Annotated in this window: 16 protein-coding genes; 6 read left to right on the plus strand and 10 right to left on the minus strand. The window is 66.1% G+C overall.

Going from position 1 to position 16,955, the window contains the following annotated elements; translation table 11 throughout:
- Positions 1-18: 18 nt before the first annotated feature.
- The 6 genes from ggt to BMY03_RS10605 form a co-directional block, all read right to left on the minus strand.
- Positions 19-1,701, minus strand: coding sequence for a gamma-glutamyltransferase (ggt, locus tag BMY03_RS10580; protein ID WP_094011011.1), 1,683 nt, complete (start codon positions 1,699-1,701; stop codon positions 19-21).
- Complete coding sequence (locus BMY03_RS10585; RefSeq protein ID WP_011531711.1) at positions 1,701-1,952, minus strand: YfhL family 4Fe-4S dicluster ferredoxin; 252 nt, start codon at positions 1,950-1,952, stop codon at positions 1,701-1,703. Before BMY03_RS10585 ends, ggt begins: the two co-directional genes overlap by 1 nt.
- 109 nt (positions 1,953-2,061) lie before the next feature.
- The gene (gene coaD / locus BMY03_RS10590; protein ID WP_023631729.1) at positions 2,062-2,541 is read right to left on the minus strand and encodes a pantetheine-phosphate adenylyltransferase; all 480 of its coding nucleotides are present in this window, start codon (positions 2,539-2,541) and stop codon (positions 2,062-2,064) included.
- Between the two features lie 111 nt (positions 2,542-2,652).
- Positions 2,653-4,251, minus strand: a complete 1,599-nt coding sequence (locus tag BMY03_RS10595) for a GMC family oxidoreductase (protein ID WP_094011012.1) — start codon at positions 4,249-4,251, stop codon at positions 2,653-2,655.
- A gap of 23 nt (positions 4,252-4,274) precedes the next feature.
- On the minus strand, positions 4,275-4,760 hold the full coding sequence (locus tag BMY03_RS10600) for a hypothetical protein (protein ID WP_023632095.1): 486 nt from the start codon (positions 4,758-4,760) through the stop codon (positions 4,275-4,277).
- A complete protein-coding gene (locus tag BMY03_RS10605) occupies positions 4,760-6,190 on the minus strand; it encodes a coniferyl aldehyde dehydrogenase (protein ID WP_094011013.1) in 1,431 nt (476 codons plus the stop codon). The genes BMY03_RS10600 and BMY03_RS10605 overlap by 1 nt, the downstream gene beginning before the upstream one ends.
- A gap of 146 nt (positions 6,191-6,336) precedes the next feature.
- Here BMY03_RS10605 and BMY03_RS10610 point away from each other — a divergent pair, with 146 nt between their 5' ends.
- On the plus strand, positions 6,337-7,002 hold the full coding sequence (locus BMY03_RS10610) for a TetR/AcrR family transcriptional regulator (protein ID WP_031315521.1): 666 nt from the start codon (positions 6,337-6,339) through the stop codon (positions 7,000-7,002).
- A gap of 34 nt (positions 7,003-7,036) precedes the next feature.
- On the plus strand, positions 7,037-7,891 hold the full coding sequence (locus BMY03_RS10615) for a sulfurtransferase (RefSeq protein WP_094011014.1): 855 nt from the start codon (positions 7,037-7,039) through the stop codon (positions 7,889-7,891).
- Between the two features lie 90 nt (positions 7,892-7,981).
- Here the strand turns inward: BMY03_RS10615 and BMY03_RS10620 are convergent, their stop codons facing one another.
- From BMY03_RS10620 to BMY03_RS10635, 4 genes are read right to left on the minus strand one after another with little or no spacing between them, the layout of a single operon-like run.
- Positions 7,982-8,974, minus strand: a complete 993-nt coding sequence (locus BMY03_RS10620) for a hydrolase (protein WP_038706978.1) — start codon at positions 8,972-8,974, stop codon at positions 7,982-7,984.
- 60 nt (positions 8,975-9,034) lie between these two features.
- Positions 9,035-9,649, minus strand: a complete 615-nt coding sequence (gene rsmD, locus BMY03_RS10625) for a 16S rRNA (guanine(966)-N(2))-methyltransferase RsmD (protein WP_038706977.1) — start codon at positions 9,647-9,649, stop codon at positions 9,035-9,037.
- Entirely contained in the window at positions 9,649-11,142 is a 1,494-nt protein-coding gene (locus BMY03_RS10630) for a M16 family metallopeptidase (protein WP_038706976.1), read from the minus strand. Before BMY03_RS10630 ends, rsmD begins: the two co-directional genes overlap by 1 nt.
- Positions 11,135-12,490 (minus strand): M16 family metallopeptidase, encoded by a 1,356-nt coding sequence (locus BMY03_RS10635; RefSeq protein WP_094011015.1) that lies wholly within the window; start codon positions 12,488-12,490, stop codon positions 11,135-11,137. Before BMY03_RS10635 ends, BMY03_RS10630 begins: the two co-directional genes overlap by 8 nt.
- 234 nt (positions 12,491-12,724) lie before the next feature.
- Between BMY03_RS10635 and ftsY the strand changes: the two genes are divergently transcribed.
- From ftsY to rpoH, 4 genes are all read left to right on the plus strand, one after another.
- Positions 12,725-14,260, plus strand: a complete 1,536-nt coding sequence (ftsY, locus tag BMY03_RS10640) for a signal recognition particle-docking protein FtsY (protein WP_038706974.1) — start codon at positions 12,725-12,727, stop codon at positions 14,258-14,260.
- Positions 14,257-14,928, plus strand: a complete 672-nt coding sequence (gene ftsE / locus BMY03_RS10645; protein ID WP_011531723.1) for a cell division ATP-binding protein FtsE — start codon at positions 14,257-14,259, stop codon at positions 14,926-14,928. Before ftsY ends, ftsE begins: the two co-directional genes overlap by 4 nt.
- A complete protein-coding gene (ftsX, locus tag BMY03_RS10650) occupies positions 14,925-15,953 on the plus strand; it encodes a permease-like cell division protein FtsX (RefSeq protein WP_038706973.1) in 1,029 nt (342 codons plus the stop codon). Before ftsE ends, ftsX begins: the two co-directional genes overlap by 4 nt.
- Positions 15,954-16,064: 111 nt before the next feature.
- Positions 16,065-16,919: an RNA polymerase sigma factor RpoH gene (gene rpoH / locus BMY03_RS10655; protein WP_023630664.1), complete on the plus strand. Its 855-nt coding sequence runs from the start codon at positions 16,065-16,067 to the stop codon at positions 16,917-16,919.
- Positions 16,920-16,955: the final 36 nt, after the last annotated feature.

The following is a 16,955-nucleotide window of genomic DNA, read 5'->3' on the forward strand; positions in this document are numbered from 1 at the left end:
GGGGCAGGTGGAAATGGATCAGTCGACGATCGCGGCCTGGCCTACGCCCCTGGGGTCACTGGCCGCTTCCAAGGTCCCGGCAGCTTTGTTCCAGTACAGCACCTGCTGATTACCGTACTGACGCCCGACATCCTTCAACCGATACCCGCGCCCTTCAAGCTCGGCCTTCTGCCGGGCACTGAACGTCCCCGGTTCATGCTCCACCACGTCCGGCAGGTACTGGTGGTGATAGCGTGGTGACGCCGGCCACTCGGCCACCGGTCGGCCCTCGAGGAACCCCAGCACCGACAGCAGCACCATGCTGGGTATGCGGCTGCCGCCTGGCGTGCCGAAAGTGGCGAGCTGGCTGGGGCTTTCGATGAAGGTCGGGCTCATGCTCGACAAGGGGCGCTTGCCCGCCGCCACCGCATTGGCCTGGCTGCCGGCCAGGCCATAGCTGTTGCTGCCGCCAGGGTCGGCGGCGAAATCGTCCATCTCGTTGTTCAGCACCACCCCGGTCCCCGGCACGCTGAACGCCGCGCCAAACGGCAGGTTGACCGACAGCGTGGCGGATACGGCGTTGCCGTCGCCATCGATCACCGCGAAATGGGTGGTGTGGTCGCCTTCACGCCAGGCGGGTGAGGGCGGCAGCGCGCTGCTGGGGGTGGCCTGGTGCACATCGATGCTGTCGGCCAGCCCTGTCAGGTACTGGCGCGCCAGCAGGCGGTTGATCGGGTTGCTCACATAGTCCGGGTCGCCGAGCAGGCCGCGGTCGCGGTAGGCGCGGCGCAGCACTTCGATCACATAGTGGCTGCGCTGCACGGGCGCGGCGCTCTGCCAGGGCAGGCGCTGGAGCATGGCCAGGCTTTGTGCCAGGGCCACGCCGCCGGCCGAGGGCGGCGGGCTGCTGATCAATTCACGCTGGTCGGCCAGTGGATAACGCAGCGGTTCACGCCACGCCGTACGGTAGCCGGCGAGGTCGTCGAGGGTCCAGATACCGCCGGCCTGGCGCACGCCTTCGGCCAGGCGGCGGGCCAGCGGGCCACGGTAGAAGCCGTCGCGGCCCTGCTCGGCCATGGCTTGCAGGGTGGCGGCCAATTCGGGTTGGCGGATCACCGTGCCCAGGGCCGGTACATCATTGCCACTGAGGAACAGCCGCGCGCTTTCGGCATCGTCGCGCAGGGCGCTCAGGCGCATGGTGGCGCGATCTCGATAGATGCGGTCGACGGCGAAGCCCTGGTTGGCCAGGCGGATGGCCGGGGCCAGGCTGTCCTTGAGCGGCAGCTTGCCGTGGGTGCTGGCGAGGTCGGCCAGGGCCTGAGGCAGGCCGGGGATCGCGGCGGCCAGCGGCCCGTTGATCGACAGGCCGGGCTGCACCTTGCCGTCCTTGAGGTACATGTCCGCACGGGCCGCGGCCGGAGCGCGTTCCCGCGCATCGAGGAAGGTATACCGTGGCGTGGCGCCGCTCTCGCGCAGCAGGAAGAAGCCACCGCCACCCAGGCCCGAGCCATAGGGCTCGACCACGGCCAGCGTGGCGCTGATGGCCACGGCGGCGTCGAAGGCGTTGCCGTCTTGTTGCAGGATCTGTTGCGCCGCCGAGGTCGCCTCGCTGTGCGGGCTGGCGATAGCCGCACGCCCGGGGCCTTGCGCCTGGGCGGCGCAGGCCAGCAGGGCCAGGCAGGCGCCTAGGGCTGCGCGCTGTAACGCGGCGACGAACGGCATCAGGCCTTGCCGGTGATCCGGCGGTACTTGGCCATCAGCTCGTCTTCGGTTTCCGGGTGGGCTTCATCCAGGGGGATGCAGTCGACCGGGCAAACCTGCTGGCACTGTGGCTCGTCGTAGTGGCCCACGCACTGGGTGCACAGGTTCGGGTCGATCACGTAGATCTCTTCGCCTTGCGAGATAGCGGCGTTCGGGCACTCGGGTTCGCAGACGTCGCAGTTGATGCAATCGTCGGTGATGATCAGGGACATGGGGACTCCGGCCTGGGCATCGGGCCCGGGCATGTTTCAAAGCGATGGGCGCAATTGTGCCGGATTCGCGCCCGCAGTGCACGCGGGCGCGACATCGTGACCGCGAGGGTTACTTGCGGAAGCGCTCGGTCAGTGCGTCGGCCACGGCCGGGTGCACGAACTTGCTGATATCACCGCCCAACGCGGCGATTTCCCGGACCAGCGTCGAGGAAATGAACGAATAGCGCTCCGACGGCGTGAGGAACAGGCTCTCGACGTCTGGCGCGAGCTGGCGGTTCATGTTGGCCAGTTGGAACTCGTATTCGAAGTCGGACACGGCACGCAGGCCGCGCAGGAACACATTGGCGCCTTTTTCCTTGGCGAAATGCGCCAGCAGCGAGGAGAAGCCGATGACTTCGACATTGGGCAGGTGCTTGGTGACCTCGCGGGCCAGCTCGACCCGCTGTTCCAGGGGGAACAAGGGGTTTTTCTTCGGGCTGGCCGCCACGGCGATGATCACATGGTCGAACAGGCGCGAGGCGCGCTCGACCAGGTCGCCATGGCCTTTGGTAATGGGGTCGAAAGTACCCGGGTACAACACTCGGTTCATCGCGTCATCCTGGCTGGAGTGCGTTGGGGAGTCGGATGGTAGCGCAGCGATTGCGCCCGGCCAAGTCGCGTGGCCGGCTGATGGCACTATAGACAGCGCAGCCATTGGCTGTCATGTGCCGCGTGCCAGGCGGCCGACCAGCGCTTCGCTGAGCAGGGCGGCCAGGGCGTAGACCGACAGCTGCGGGTTGGCGCCGATGCTGGTGGGGAACAGCGAACCGTCGTGGATCGACAGGTTCTCCAGCTGGTGATGCCGGCCCAGGCTGTCGCACACTGCTTGGCGCGGGTCCTCGCCCAGGGCGCAGCCGCCCATGACGTGGGCGCTGCCCAAACGCATGCGCAGCAGCTCCAGGGTCAGGCCGTCGATCAGTGCCTGGGCTTGCGCCGGGGTGCTGACATAGCGCGCATCTCCATGCACCGGCATCACCTGGCGGGCACCGGCGGCGAACTGGATCTGCGCCATGCTGTGCCAGGCTCGGCGCAGGCCATCGCGCAGGTAGCCGGTGACGGGGTAGTCGAGCACCGGTGAGCCATCGCCGCGCAGCTCCACCTGGCCGCCGGGGCTGTCGGGATGAAAGCCGTCGCGCAGCAGCGCCAGCATCACATGGGTATGGGGCAGTTCAGCCATGCGCTGGGCGTTTTCCTGGCCATGGCCGCCGAGCAGGGTGCTGGCCAGGGCCGGGTGCAACGGTGGTACTTCGAGTTTGTAGCCTACCGCGCCGGCGACACCGTCCTGCCACTGGAACTGGTCGCTGTAGATCGATTGCGGCGCCCCGTAGTACGGGTCGATCTTCGCTTCGAACTGTGCGGCGCTGAAATTGACCAGGTGCAGGAAGGTGCGCTTGCCCAGGCGCTGGTGCGGGTCAGGCGCGTCTGAGCGCAGCAGCAGTGCCGGGCTGTTGATACCGCCGCCGGCGAGCACATAGTGGCGGGCGCGTACGCGAATATGGCGGCCTGTGGGCTGAATACCCCGGGCGTCCAGGGCCTGGCATTGCAAGTGGGCAATGCGCTGGCCGTCATGACTGAACCGCTCGGCACGGGCCAGGTAGAGCAGTTCACCGCCGTGCTCCAAGGTAGCCGGGATGCTGGTGACCAGCATCGACTGCTTGGCGTTGACCGGGCAGCCCATGCCGCAGTAACCCAGGTTCCAGCAGCCGCGCACGTTGCGCGGAATCACCGCCCAGCGGTGACCAAGCGCCTCGCAGCCGCGACGCAACACGTCGTTGTTGGCATTGGGCGGCATGGCCCAGGGGCTGATGCCCAGATGCTGCTCCATGCGCTCGAACCACGGCTTCAGGGTGTCGTTGTCCAGGCCCTTGACCCCATGCTCGCGAGCCCAATGTTCCAGGGTCTGTGGCGGTGTGCGAAAGCTCGATGTCCAGTTGACCAGGGTGGTGCCACCCACCGCCCGGCCCTGCAGAATGGTAATGGCGCCGTCTTTGCTTAGACGGCCCAGGCCCTCCTGGTAGAGGTCGGCGTAGGCTTTGTGCTCGAGCAGGTGGAAGTCGCTGCTGGTTTTCAGCGGTCCCTCCTCAATCAGCAGCACCTTCAAGCCGGCGGCGCTGAGCCGTTCGGCGGTGGTGGCGCCGCCCGCGCCGCTGCCGATGACGGCGACGTCGACGGCGAGGGTCAGGTCCTGTTCCAGGCGCGAGCCGTCGTGGGTGATCCAGCCTCGTTCGAGGCCTAGGCGGAATGGGTCGGGGACGGGCATTTGGCGGTGCTCTTGTCTGGTATTCAGATCTTTGGTGGGCCGGGGTAGCCGCACGCCGCCCAGGCTTCGGGGCGTTCGTACCAGGCCATCAGCAGCAGTTGCAGCAACGAGGCGTGGCCCTGGCGCAGCAGGTTCAACGAGCTGTCGCGCCAGCGTTCGAGGAAACGTTCAATTTCGGCGTCGGTGGCCTCTGCCCAGCTGCCCCAGACCCCGGTCAGCGGGCCGCGGGTGAGGGGCAGGGTGAGCAGGTCGAACAGTTGTCGGGTCAGCTTGAGCATGGCAGGCGACAGTGCCGCCAGCTTGTGGTCGAGGCTTTGCAGCACCTGCTCCGTGGAGGCCTGGGTGCCGGCCAGCACGACGGGGATCAGGGCCTGCAACAACGGCAGGTCGTCTTTGCGCAGCGCCTGGTAACCCGCCGACGGCGTCTGCTCGCTGCAGCCGACCAGGCTGGCCGCCCCCAGAAACAGGCTGGCGCCCAGGCCGAAGCGCAGCAGGTCGCGGCGCTGCATCAGCGGATAAACAGCTTGTAGACCAGGCGCTGCAAGGCCTTGCCATAGGGCGGATAGATCACCTTGGCGGCATTGATGCGTTGCTTGGCCAGCACGGCCTTGGCCTTGCTGAAGGTCAGGAAGCCTTCGTGGCCGTGGTAGTGACCCATGCCCGACGGGCCGATGCCGCCAAATGGCAGGTCATCCTGGGCCACATGCAGCAGGGTGTCGTTGAGGCAGACACCGCCGGAGTGGGTGTCGCGCAGCACCCGGGCCTGCTCGCCACGTTCATAGCCGAAGTAGTAGAGCGCCAGGGGGCGAGGTCGCTGGTTGATGTAGGCCAGGGCCTCGTCCAGGCGGTCGTAGGGCACCACGGGCAGCAATGGACCGAAAATTTCATCCTGCATCACCTGCATGCTGTCGTTTACGTCCAACAGCAGGTGTGGGGGCAGGCGGCGCCCCTGGCGCGGCTCGTCGGGATAGAGGTCGATCACTTGGGCACCCTGCTCACGGGCATCGTCCAGCAGCCGGTTCAGGCGGCCAAGCTGGCGCTCGTTGATGATCGCGCTGTAGTCGGGGTTGCCAGCGAGCCGCGGATAGAGGCGACGCACGGCATGCCGGTAGGCCTCGGCGAAGGCGTCCAGGCGCTCGCGGGGCACCAGCACGTAGTCGGGGGCGACGCAGGTCTGGCCGGCGTTGAGGGTCTTGCCGAAGGCGATGCGTTCGGCGGCGGTCTCCAGCGGCACGTCGGCCGAGACGATGGCCGGCGACTTGCCGCCCAGCTCCAGGGTCACCGGCGTCAGGTTCTCTGCGGCGGCCAGCATCACATGGCGACCGACGCTGGTGGCGCCAGTGAACAGCAGATGATCGAAGGGCAGGCGGGCAAAAGCCTGGCCGACTTCCACCTCGCCAAGCACCACGCTGACCAGATCAGTGGGGAACACGCGCTCGAGCAGGTTCTTGAGGGCCTGGCCACTGGCCGGGGTCGACTCGCTGAGCTTGAGCATCACCCGGTTGCCGGCGGCCAGGGCGCCGGTCAGCGGGCCGATGGCGAGAAACAGCGGGTAGTTCCACGGCACGATGATCCCCACAACGCCCAGTGGCTGGTATTGCACCCGGGCGCTGGCTGGTTGGAAGGCCAGGCCGACCTTGCGCCGCGATGGGCGCATCCAGCGGCCCAGCTGTTTCTCCGCATCGCGCAGGCCCATGACCGACGGCATCAGTTCGGCGAGCAGGGTTTCGTCACGGCTGCGGCCACTGAAGTCGGCATCGATGCTCGTGATCAAGGCCTCCTGGTCCGCCAGCAGCGCCTCGCGCAGGCTTTTCAACCACTGCCGGCGTTGCGTGGCCGGGGGCATCGGGTTGCCGGCGAACGCCTGTCGCTGGGCGTCGAACGTCGCTTGCAGGTCGAGGTCGGATTGCACAGGGGGAAGTACGGCAGGCGAGGTCATGGCGGCTCCAGGGCTGACGAGTGAGTAGAGCATATACTCTAATTGGTACCATGGTGCACCATTTTTCACTTGGCCGCCGATGCACCCGACGGGCTGGAGGCCGTAAGATGGGCCCGATCATTACACGCTGGAGACTGGAGCTGAGCATGGCCCCGCGCATGAAGACCCGAGAGCGCATCGTGCAGAGCAGCCTGGAGCTGTTCAACCAGCAGGGCGAGCGTTGCGTCAGCACCAATCACATTGCCGCGCACATGGAAATCTCGCCCGGCAACCTGTACTACCACTTCCCCAACAAGCAGGCGATCATCGCCGTGCTGTTCAATCAGTATGAAGAGCTGGTCGACAGTTTCCTGCGTCCGCCCCAAGGCCGCAGCGCCACCGTCGAAGACAAGCGCTTCTACCTCAAGGCGCTGCTGGCGGCGATGTGGAACTACCGTTTCCTGCATCGCGACCTCGAGCATCTGCTTGACAGCGATCCGGAGCTGGCGGCCCGCTACCGGCGTTTCTCGCAGCGCTGCCTGCAGCAGGGTCAGGCCATCTACCGCGGCTTTGTCGAGGCCGGCATCCTGAACATGGACGCCGCGCAGCTGGAGTCGCTGACCATCAATGCCTGGATCGTGCTGACTTCCTGGGTACGTTTTCTCAGCACCACCCGCGAGCATTCCGCGCACCTGGGTGAAGAAGCGTTCAAGCGCGGCGTCTATCAGGTGGTGGTGCTGGAGCTGGGGTATGTCACCCCGGCCGCGCGTGCCGCGGTGCAGGCGCTGTGCGCTGAGTTTCATGTCCCGTTCAACCAGGCCCTGGAGCAGTGATCCGGGGTTTCGAGCCATTCATCAGGAGATTGTCATGCCCCTCGCGCAATTGATCACCCCTCAACAGCTGGCCGAACGCCTGGATGCGCCCGGCCTGGTGATCCTCGACTGCCGCTTTGCCCTGGAAGATGTCGACTACGGTCAACGCAGTTATGCCGAGGGACATATTGCCGGGGCGCACTTCGCCGATCTCGAGCGCGACCTGAGCGGGCCGGTGCTCAAGGGCAGCACAGGCCGCCACCCGCTGCCCGACCCGCAGCGGCTGGTGGAGCGCCTGCGCGAGTGGGGCGTGGACAACGACAGCCAGGTGGTGCTCTACGACGACGGCCCCGGCGCCTTTGCCGCCAGGGCCTGGTGGCTGCTGGCCTGGCTTGGCAAGCGCGACGCGGTGTTCATTCTCGATGGCGGCCTCAAGGCCTGGCACGCGGCGCACCTGCCGTTGAGCCTGGACCCGCCGGTACGCCGCGAGGGCAACTTCAGCGGGGAGCCGGACATGAAGCTGCTGATCGATGCCGCCCACCTGTCCAAGCGCCTGGGCGACCCTGCTATGACCTTGATCGACGCTCGCGGCCTGCCGCGTTTCCGTGGCGAGGTCGAGCCGATCGACCCGGTGGCCGGGCATATCCCTGGCGCCCAGTGCGCGGCTTTCACCGACAACCTTGGCGAGGACGGGCGGTTCCTGCCGGCCGACAAGCTGAAACAGCGGTTTGCCGAAAAACTGGGGGCCCGGTCGCCGGAGCATCTGGTGGCTTATTGCGGCTCTGGCGTGACGGCGTGCCACAACCTGTTTGCCCTGGCGCTGGCGGGTTATCCGCTGGGGCGGCTGTATGCCGGGTCGTGGAGTGAGTGGATCAATGATCCACAGCGTGGCATAGCCACTGGCGAGTAATTCGTAACGTGGGAGCGATGGCCCGGGAGTGCTATCGCGGGGCAAGCCCGCTCCCACAACCCCCTCTTACACCTCTTGCTTGGAGGGGGGCTATCGGCCTTCCATCAGCCACTGCGGAATCCTTCGTTCCAGGTAATACCCCGGATTGCGCAGGCTGCCCTCGACAAAACCCACATGGCCACCCCGGCTGTGCAGTTCGAACTGCGTCTGCGCCGCCAGCTCACTGGCATCGGGCAGGCTATGGCCAAACACGAAGGGATCATCGTTGGCGTGGATGATCAGCGTCGGCGTGCGGTTCTCGCCCAGGTAATAGCGGCTGGAGGCGCGCCGGTAGTAGTCATGGGCATCGCTGAAGCCATTGAGGGGCGCGGTCACCTTGCCATCGAAGTCCCAGAACGTGCGCAGGTTGCGCAGCGAGCCCAGGCCTTCGAGGGTGGCCAGCCCTTCATGGTGGCCCTTGTCGCGGAAGTGCCGTTGCTTGTCCTGCACGTAGGCCAGCATCTCGCGCATGAAGTGCGCCTGGTAGACCTTCGAGAAACCCAGGCCGATACGGTCGGCGCACTGGTCCAGGCGAAACGGCACCGACACCGCTACCGCTGCCTCCAGTTGGCTGGCCGCGCCGCTTTCCCCCAGGTACTTGAGCAGCACATTGCCGCCCAGCGAGTAGCCCACGGCATACAGCGGCGCCAGCGGCCGCTGCGCCCGCAGGTGACGGATGGTTTCGGCCAGGTCTTCGCTTGCCCCTGAATGGTAGCTGCGCGCCAACAGGTTGGGTTCGCCTGAGCAGCCGCGCCAGTTCAGCGCGACACTGGCCCAGCCGCGTGTCTGCAAGGCCAGTTGCAGGCCTTTGACATACGGCGAATGGGATGAACCGGTCAGGCCGTGGAGTACCAGCACCAAGGGCACATCGGCCTGATGCGGGCCGTGCCAGTCGAGGTCGAGGAAGTCGCCGTCGGCCAGCCACAAGCGCTCGCGGGTGCGCTCAAGTGCGGGGAGTTTGCGCCATAGTGGCCCCCACAACGTCTGCAAGTGGGGGTTGGACAGGCCGGCGGCCGGGCGGAAGGTGGCGGTGAGGCTGATCATGCTGGGCGACTCGTGATGTGCCCGCTTAGAGTGCCATGAAACACCGCCGCCGCGCCTGTGCTATTGGTCGCCAGCCGCACGCTGCCACAGGGCGTAATGCACCTGGCCGGTCTTCTTCTCGCGGTGCAGGCGCCAGTTGCCCGGCATCGGCAGCGAAGAGGGCACGGCTTCGCTTTCGGTGTAGATCCACGCCTGCTCGCGCAGCCACTGGCCCTGTTCCAGCAGGTTGCAGGTATTGGCCAGCAGGTCCTGGTGGAACGGTGGGTCGAGGAACACCACATCGAATTGCTGCTTGGCCGGGCCTTGCAGGTAGCGCAGGGCGTCGGTCTGCAGGATCTGCCCGCGCGGGCAGCGCAACACTTCGAGGTTGTCCTTGAGGTTGCTGGTGGCCGCAGGGTTGCTGTCCAGCGCCACGGCATCCTTCGCGCCACGGGACAGCGCTTCGAGCACCAGGGCGCCGCTGCCGGTGAAGGCATCGAGCACCAGGGCGCCCTCGATGTAGGGCGCCAGCCAGTTGAACAGGGTTTCGCGCACGCGATCAGGGGTCGGGCGCAGGCCTTCGCCTTCCGGCACGGCCAGGCGACGGCTGCGCCATTCGCCGGCGATGATGCGCAACTGGCCGGGGCCCTTGCTGGCGCCCGGGGCCGGGCGCGCGGGAGTGTTGGGTCTTGCCATTAGTGCTCCGGTACGCCGAGCGGCTGCTCGGCGGGTTTGTCAGTAGGGGCCGGCAGCGGTTGCTGCGCCACCTTCGGGCCGACGGTGACGATCACCAGCTTGTCCGCCGCAAGATGCTTGTTCATGGCGGCCTTGACCTGCTCGACGCTCAGCGCCTGGGACTGCTGCATGAAGTCCTCCAGCCAGCTCAGCGGCAGGTTGTAGAAGCCGATCGCGCCCAGCTGCCCGACAATACTGGCGTTGCTGGCATTGGACAGCGGGAAGCTGCCGGCCAGCTCGCGCTTGGCATCGTCCAGTTCCTGCTGGGTGGGGCCGTTCTTCAGGTAGTCGGCCAGGATATCCTGGACCAGCTTGAGCGTGCCCTCGCTGAGTTCGGCGCGGGTCTGCAGGTTGATCATGAACGGGCCGCGCACCTGCATCGGGCTGAATACCGAGTACACGCCGTAGGTCAGGCCGCGCTTTTCACGCACTTCGCTCATCAGGCGGGTGCCGAAGGCACCGCCGCCGAGGATCTGGTTACCCAGCGACAGCGCCGGCCAGTCCGCATCGTTGCGGTCGATACCCAGCTCGGCCAGCATCAGGTGGGTCTGCTTGGACGGGAAGTCGATATGCGTGGTCCCCGGCTTGGGCTCGACAGGTTGCTCCGGCTTGGCCAGTGCCGCGCCCTTGGGCAGGCCGGCGGAGACCTGCGCGGCGATGGCCTCGGCTTCGCCGCGGCTGAGGTCGCCGACCAGGGCGATCACCGCGTTGCCGGCCGCGTAGGCCTTGCCGTGGAAAGTGCGCAGCTGCGCCAGGGTGATGCCCGGGATGGACTCGGCGGTACCGTCGCTGGGGCTGGCATAGGGGTGCTGGCCATAGAGGTTGGCGAACAACGTCTTGCCGGCGATCTTGCCGGGGTTCTGCTTCTCGTACTCGAAACCTGCCAGCAATTGGTTCTTGATGCGCTTGAGGGCGTCCTCGGGGAAGGTCGGCTGGCCCACCACCTCGGTGAACAGCTTCAGCGCCGGTTCGCGCTTGTCCGAGGCGCTGAGGCTGCGCAGCGAGGCCACGGCCATGTCGCGGTAGGAGCCATTGCCGAAGTCGGCACCCAGGCCTTCGAAGCCTTCGGCGATGGCGGTGACGTCCTTGCCGGCCACGCCCTCGTTGAGCATGGCGTTGGTCAGGGTGGCCAGGCCCGGGGTACCGCCGTCCTGGCTGCTGCCGGCGGCGAAGGTCACGCGCAGGTCGAACATCGGCAGCTCGCGGGCCTCGACGAACAGTACGCGGGCGCCTTCGGCGGTGGTCCAGTGCTGGATGTTCAGCTGGCGCCGGCTGGGGGCCTTGCCGTCCAGTTCGGCCAGCGATTGCAGGGTGTTGGCCGGGCGGGCCGCAGTGTCCGCCTTGCCTTGGCTGTCGGACTGGGCAGGGCGCGCCAGCAGCGCGGCGATGGCCACCACCAGCACGATGATCGCCAGGCCGAACAGGGTGTAGCGCGGTGCGCTGCGATCACTCATGAGCGGACTCCTCGGGCAGTACATGGGCAACGCTCAGGCGTTCGCGGGTGAAATAGGTGCGGGCGGCGGCCTGGATGTCCTCCGGGGTCACGCGCTTGAGGTCGTCGAGCTCGCTGTCTATCAGCTTCCAGGACAGGCCGACCGTTTCCAGTTGCCCGATGGTGGTGGCCTGGCTGCTGATCGAGTCGCGGTCGTAGACCAGGCCGGCGATCACCTGGGCGCGGACGCGCTCGAGCTCTTCGGCGGTGGGTGGCGTGGTCTTGAGCTCATCGAGCAACTGCCAGATGCCTTTCTCCACTTCGGCCAGGGTCTTTTGCTTCTGCACGTTGGGCGTGGCCGAGATCATGAACAGGCTGTCGCCGCGGGTGAAGGCGTTGTAGCTGGACGAGGCACCGGCAACCAGCTCCTGGCCGCGTTCCAGGCGCGCCGGCATGCGGGCGCTGTAGCCGCCGTCGAGCAGGGCCGAGATCAGCCGCAGGGCGTTGACGCTGCGTGGGTCCTTGGCGGTGGCCAGGGCCGGGACATTGAAGCCGTAGATCAGGCTGGGCAGTTGCGTGCGCAGGTGCAGGGTGAGCAGGCGCTGGCCTGGCTCGGCCAGTTCCAGCGGCAGTTTGCTCGGCGGCACGGCGCGTTTGGGGATGGAGCCGAAGTACTTCTGCGCCAAGGCCTTGACCTCGTCCGGCTTGACGTCGCCGACCACCACCAGGGTGGCGTTGTTCGGGGCGTACCAGGACTCGTACCAATGACGCAGCTCCTCGACTTTCATGCGCTCGAGGTCGGCCATCCAGCCGATGGTCGGCGTGTGGTAGCCGCTGGCCGGGTAGGCCATGGCGCGGAACAGCTCGAAGGCCTTGGCATTGGGCTGGTCGTCGGTGCGCAGGCGACGCTCTTCCTTGATCACCTCGATCTCGCGGCTGAACTCGTCGGCCGGCAGGCGCAGGCTGGCCAGGCGGTCGGCTTCGAGCTCCAGGGCCACCGGCAGGCGGTCGCGGGCCAGCACCTGGTAGTAGGCGGTGTAGTCGTCGCTGGTGAAGGCGTTCTCCTCGGCGCCGAGATCGCGCAGGATGCGCGAGGCCTCGCCGGGGCCGATCTTGGCGCTGCCCTTGAACATCATGTGTTCCAGGGCATGGGACAGGCCGGTCTGGCCCGGCGTCTCGTAGCTGGAGCCGACCTTGTACCAGATCTGCGAAACCACCACTGGCGCCCGGTGGTCCTCGCGCACGACAACTTTCAGGCCGTTGTCGAGGATGAATTCGTGGGTGGGTTGCACATCGGCGGCGAAAGCCGCCAGCGGCAGGCACAGTGTGCCGAGCAACAGGCCAGCGGCGCGGCGGGCTAGAGCATTCATACGGTGTTCAACCTGTTCGGCGGCCCGCTTGGGTTTAGCGTCGGCGGGCCAGGAGGTGCTAGGATACTGATCCGGTTGCCTGGCGACCATGCCTGTCGCCGTTCTGGCCCGCAGGCCCTTACGACAAAACGTTGCGCATGAACCCGCTGGCTTCACAGTAGTCTGTTCTGCGTGAGTTAAGAATTCCCGATGCGCCGCTGCTGGCCCATCGCTACCCTGAGATAGCCGTCTTCCATGTTTGGTTCCAACGACGACAAAAAAGCGCCGGCCGCGGCTGGCGAGAAGAAAGGCCTGTTCAGCTGGTTCCGCAAGAAGCCGGAACAGCCTGCCGCCGAACAGCCGCAAGCCCCTGCACCGCAAGCGCCCGTCGAGCAGACCGCACCGGCTGCCGAGCCGTTGCAGGCGCCTGTGCCAGAGCCGGTGGTTGCCGCGCCGCAGCCGGAGCCTGTGCCAGAGCCGGTGGTTGTAGCGCCGCAGCCGGAGCCCGTGCCAGAGCCGGTGGTTGTAGCGCCGCAGCCGGAGCCCGTGCCAGAGCCGGTGGTTGCTGCACCGCAGCCGGAGACTGCGCCAGAGCCGGTGGTTGCAACGCTGCAACCGGTCGAGGTCGAAGTAACTGCGGCCCCGGTCAGCAACCTGGTCTTGCCTGTCGCCGAAGAGCCGGTGGCATTGGTCGAGGACCTGGAACCCAAGGCGCCGCCCGTCATCCCTGCCCGGCCGTCCGTCGAAACGGTAGACGCTGCCATTGTCGCTCCAGCACCGGTTGTCGAAGCCGCGCCGGTCGTTGTGCCGGCTCCAGTCGACCCAGAGCCTGTCGTCGTTGCGGCCGCCGAGCCATCCAAGCCTGGTTTCTTCGCCCGCCTCAAGCAGGGCCTGTCGAAGACCAGCGCCAGCATCGGCGAGGGCATGGCCAGCCTGTTCCTCGGCAAGAAGGTCATCGACGACGACCTGCTCGACGAGATCGAGACCCGGCTGCTGACCGCCGACGTCGGTGTCGAGGCCACCTCGACCATCGTCCAGAACCTGACCCAGAAAGTTGCCCGCAAGCAATTGGCCGACGCCGACGCGCTGTACAAGTCGCTGCAGGAAGAGCTGGCCGCGCTGCTGCGCCCGGTCGAGCAGCCGCTGAAGATCGAGGCGCAGAACAAGCCCTACGTGATCCTGGTGGTTGGCGTGAACGGCGCCGGCAAGACCACCACCATCGGCAAACTGGCGAAGAAGCTGCAGCTCGAAGGCAAGAAAGTCATGCTCGCGGCCGGCGACACCTTCCGCGCCGCCGCGGTGGAGCAGTTGCAGGTGTGGGGCGAGCGCAACCAGATCCCGGTGATCGCCCAGCACACCGGCGCCGACTCGGCTTCGGTGATCTTCGACGCGGTGCAGGCCGCCAAGGCCCGTAATGTCGATGTGCTGATCGCCGACACCGCCGGCCGCCTGCACACCAAGGACAACCTGATGGAAGAGCTGAAGAAGGTCCGTCGGGTCATGGGCAAGCTTGATGTCGAGGCGCCGCACGAGGTGCTGCTGGTGCTCGACGCCGGTACCGGGCAGAACGCCATCAGCCAGGCCAAGTACTTCAACCAGAGCGTCGAGCTGACCGGCCTGGCTCTGACCAAGCTGGATGGTACAGCCAAGGGCGGCGTGATCTTCGCCCTGGCCAAGCAGTTCAACATCCCGATCCGCTTCATCGGTGTGGGCGAAGGTATCGACGACCTGCGCACCTTCGAAGCCGAACCTTTCGTCAAGGCGCTGTTCGCCGAGCGTGAACCTTCATGATCCGATTCGAACAGGTAGCCAAGCGCTATCCCAACGGCCATGTCGGCCTGCACGAGCTGAGCTTCCGGGCGCGTCGTGGCGAGTTCCTGTTCGTCACCGGCCACTCCGGCGCCGGCAAGAGCACCCTGTTGCGGCTGCTGCTGGCCATGGAACGTCCGACCAGCGGCAAGCTGCTGCTGGCCGGGCAGGACCTGGGCCAGATCAGCAATGCGCAGATTCCGTTCCTGCGCCGGCAGATCGGCGTGGTGTTCCAGAACCACCAGTTGCTGTTCGACCGCACGGTGTTCAACAACATCGCGCTGCCGTTGCAGATTCTCGGGCTGTCCAAGGCCGAGATCGCCAAACGCGTCGATTCGGCGCTGGAGCGCGTGTCGCTGAGCGACAAGGGCGAGCTGTTCCCGGCCGACCTGTCCACCGGCCAGCAACAACGGGTCGGCATTGCCCGGGCCATCGTGCATCAGCCAGCCCTGCTGCTGGCGGACGAGCCCACCGGTAACCTCGACCCGCGTCTGGCCGCCGAGATCATGGGCGTGTTCGAGGACATCAACCGCCTGGGCACCACGGTACTGATCGCCAGTCACGACCTGGCGCTGATCGCGCGCATGCGCCACCGCATGCTGACGCTGCAACGCGGCCGCTTGATCGGCGATGGGGAGGCCGGGCAATGAGCACCACACGTACACCAAAGGTTTCCGAGCGCGTCGCGCCGAAAGCCGCCGACCCGCAGCCGTCGAAGAAAAAGCGTGGCGATCACGATGACGATGGCCCGGACTTCCGCAGCCTCCTGCACGCCTGGCTGGAAAGCCACCGTGCCAGCCTGGCCGACAGCTTGCGCCGCTTGGGCAAGCAGCCGATCGGCAGCTTCTTCACCTGCCTGGTAATGGCGGTGGCGCTGAGCATGCCCATGGGTCTGTCGCTGTTGCTCAAGAACGTCGAGAAACTCGGCGGTTCCTGGCAGCGCGCGGCGCAGATCTCGCTGTATCTCAAACTCGATGCCAGCAGCCGCGATGGCGAGGCCCTGCGTGACGAGATCAAGGGCATGCCCGGCGTCGCCGAGGCGCAGTACGTCAGCCGCGAGCAGGCGCTGGAAGAGTTCCAGCAACAGTCGGGCCTGGGCGAGGCGCTGCGCGAACTGCCGGACAACCCACTGCCCGGCGTGGTGGTGGTGACCCCGACCGAGGTCGACAAGCCAGCCCTGGAAGCCTTGCGTCAACGCCTCTCCGAGCTGCCTCGCGTGGAAGCGGCGCAGCTGGACCTGGTGTGGGTCGAGCGCCTGGCGGCGATTCTCAAGCTGGGTGACCGGTTCGTCTTCGGCCTGGCGGTAATGCTGATTTCCGCGCTGCTGTTGGTAATCGGTAACACAATTCGTCTACATATCGAAAACCGCCGGGTCGAGATCGAAGTGATCAAGCTCGTCGGTGGCACCGACAGCTACGTACGGCGGCCTTTCCTGTACATGGGCGCCCTGTATGGACTGGGTGCGGGCGTGCTGGCCTGGGGCATCCTGGCGTTCGGCCTGAACTGGCTGAACGACGCGGTGGTCGGGCTTTCCGGCCTGTATGGCAGTGATTTCGCCCTGGGTGGCGTACCGGCCTCGGATGGCGTTTCACTCTTGATCGGGGCGGTGCTGTTGGGGTATATCGGTGCATGGATCGCAGTCGCTCGTCACTTGAACGAGCTTGCACCGCGATAAATGTTTCATGGCCAGTATTGACAAATTTTTCATCCTGGAACTTGTACAACGGTTCCTTGTCTATGCTGGCAGTGCCCAAAAGGCATGAGTCTGTAAGCCGGAGGTACTTGAATGACCAATTCGTTGCAACCTGCCTATGCCCTGGTTCCCGGTGCAAACCTGGAAGCCTATGTGCACACGGTCAACAGCATCCCCTTGCTGACGCCGGAGCAGGAGCGTGAACTGGCCGAGCGTCTCTATTACGAGCAGGATCTCGAGGCCGCTCGGCAAATGGTGATGGCCCACCTGCGTTTCGTCGTACACATCGCGCGTAGCTATGCAGGCTACGGGCTGGCCCAGGCCGACCTGATCCAGGAAGGCAACGTGGGCCTGATGAAGGCGGTAAAGCGTTTCAACCCGGAAATGGGCGTGCGTCTGGTGTCCTTCGCCGTGCACTGGATCAAGGCCGAGATCCACGAGTTCATCCTGCGCAACTGGCGCATCGTCAAGGTGGCCACCACCAAGGCCCAGCGCAAGCTGTTCTTCAACCTGCGCAGCCAGAAGAAGCGCCTGGCCTGGTTGAACAATGACGAAGTCCATCGAGTGGCCGAGAGCCTGGGTGTGGAGCCGCGTGAAGTACGTGAGATGGAAAGCCGCCTGAGCGGTCAGGACATGGCCTTCGACCCGGCGGCGGAAGCCGACGACGACAGCGCCTTCCAGTCGCCTGCGCATTACCTGGAAGACCACCGCTACAACCCGGCCGTGCAACTGGAGGACGCTGACTGGAGCGACAACTCCACCAGCAACCTGCATGAAGCGCTGCAGGGCCTGGATGATCGCAGCCGCGACATCCTTTACCAGCGTTGGTTGGCCGAAGAAAAAGCCACGCTGCATGAGCTGGCAGAGAAGTACAGCGTGTCGGCCGAACGTATTCGCCAGCTGGAGAAGAACGCTATGAACAAGGTCAAGGCATTGATCACGATCTGATCGGCGCCCTGGCTGGATTGAAAAGCCGCTGCTCTC

The sequence above is a fragment of the Pseudomonas soli genome (genome assembly GCF_900110655.1).
GTDB lineage: Bacteria > Pseudomonadota > Gammaproteobacteria > Pseudomonadales > Pseudomonadaceae > Aquipseudomonas > Aquipseudomonas soli.

Coding starts and splice junctions, on each gene's coding strand:
- ggt (WP_094011011.1), bottom strand. CDS start 1,701: ATGCCGTTCGTCGCCGCGTTACAGCGCGCAGCCCTAGGCGCCTGCCTG.
- BMY03_RS10585 (WP_011531711.1), bottom strand. CDS start 1,952: ATGTCCCTGATCATCACCGACGATTGCATCAACTGCGACGTCTGCGAA.
- coaD (WP_023631729.1), bottom strand. CDS start 2,541: ATGAACCGAGTGTTGTACCCGGGTACTTTCGACCCCATTACCAAAGGC.
- BMY03_RS10595 (WP_094011012.1), bottom strand. CDS start 4,251: ATGCCCGTCCCCGACCCATTCCGCCTAGGCCTCGAACGAGGCTGGATC.
- BMY03_RS10600 (WP_023632095.1), bottom strand. CDS start 4,760: ATGCAGCGCCGCGACCTGCTGCGCTTCGGCCTGGGCGCCAGCCTGTTT.
- BMY03_RS10605 (WP_094011013.1), bottom strand. CDS start 6,190: ATGACCTCGCCTGCCGTACTTCCCCCTGTGCAATCCGACCTCGACCTG.
- BMY03_RS10610 (WP_031315521.1), top strand. CDS start 6,337: ATGGCCCCGCGCATGAAGACCCGAGAGCGCATCGTGCAGAGCAGCCTG.
- BMY03_RS10615 (WP_094011014.1), top strand. CDS start 7,037: ATGCCCCTCGCGCAATTGATCACCCCTCAACAGCTGGCCGAACGCCTG.
- BMY03_RS10620 (WP_038706978.1), bottom strand. CDS start 8,974: ATGATCAGCCTCACCGCCACCTTCCGCCCGGCCGCCGGCCTGTCCAAC.
- rsmD (WP_038706977.1), bottom strand. CDS start 9,649: ATGGCAAGACCCAACACTCCCGCGCGCCCGGCCCCGGGCGCCAGCAAG.
- BMY03_RS10630 (WP_038706976.1), bottom strand. CDS start 11,142: ATGAGTGATCGCAGCGCACCGCGCTACACCCTGTTCGGCCTGGCGATC.
- BMY03_RS10635 (WP_094011015.1), bottom strand. CDS start 12,490: ATGAATGCTCTAGCCCGCCGCGCCGCTGGCCTGTTGCTCGGCACACTG.
- ftsY (WP_038706974.1), top strand. CDS start 12,725: ATGTTTGGTTCCAACGACGACAAAAAAGCGCCGGCCGCGGCTGGCGAG.
- ftsE (WP_011531723.1), top strand. CDS start 14,257: ATGATCCGATTCGAACAGGTAGCCAAGCGCTATCCCAACGGCCATGTC.
- ftsX (WP_038706973.1), top strand. CDS start 14,925: ATGAGCACCACACGTACACCAAAGGTTTCCGAGCGCGTCGCGCCGAAA.
- rpoH (WP_023630664.1), top strand. CDS start 16,065: ATGACCAATTCGTTGCAACCTGCCTATGCCCTGGTTCCCGGTGCAAAC.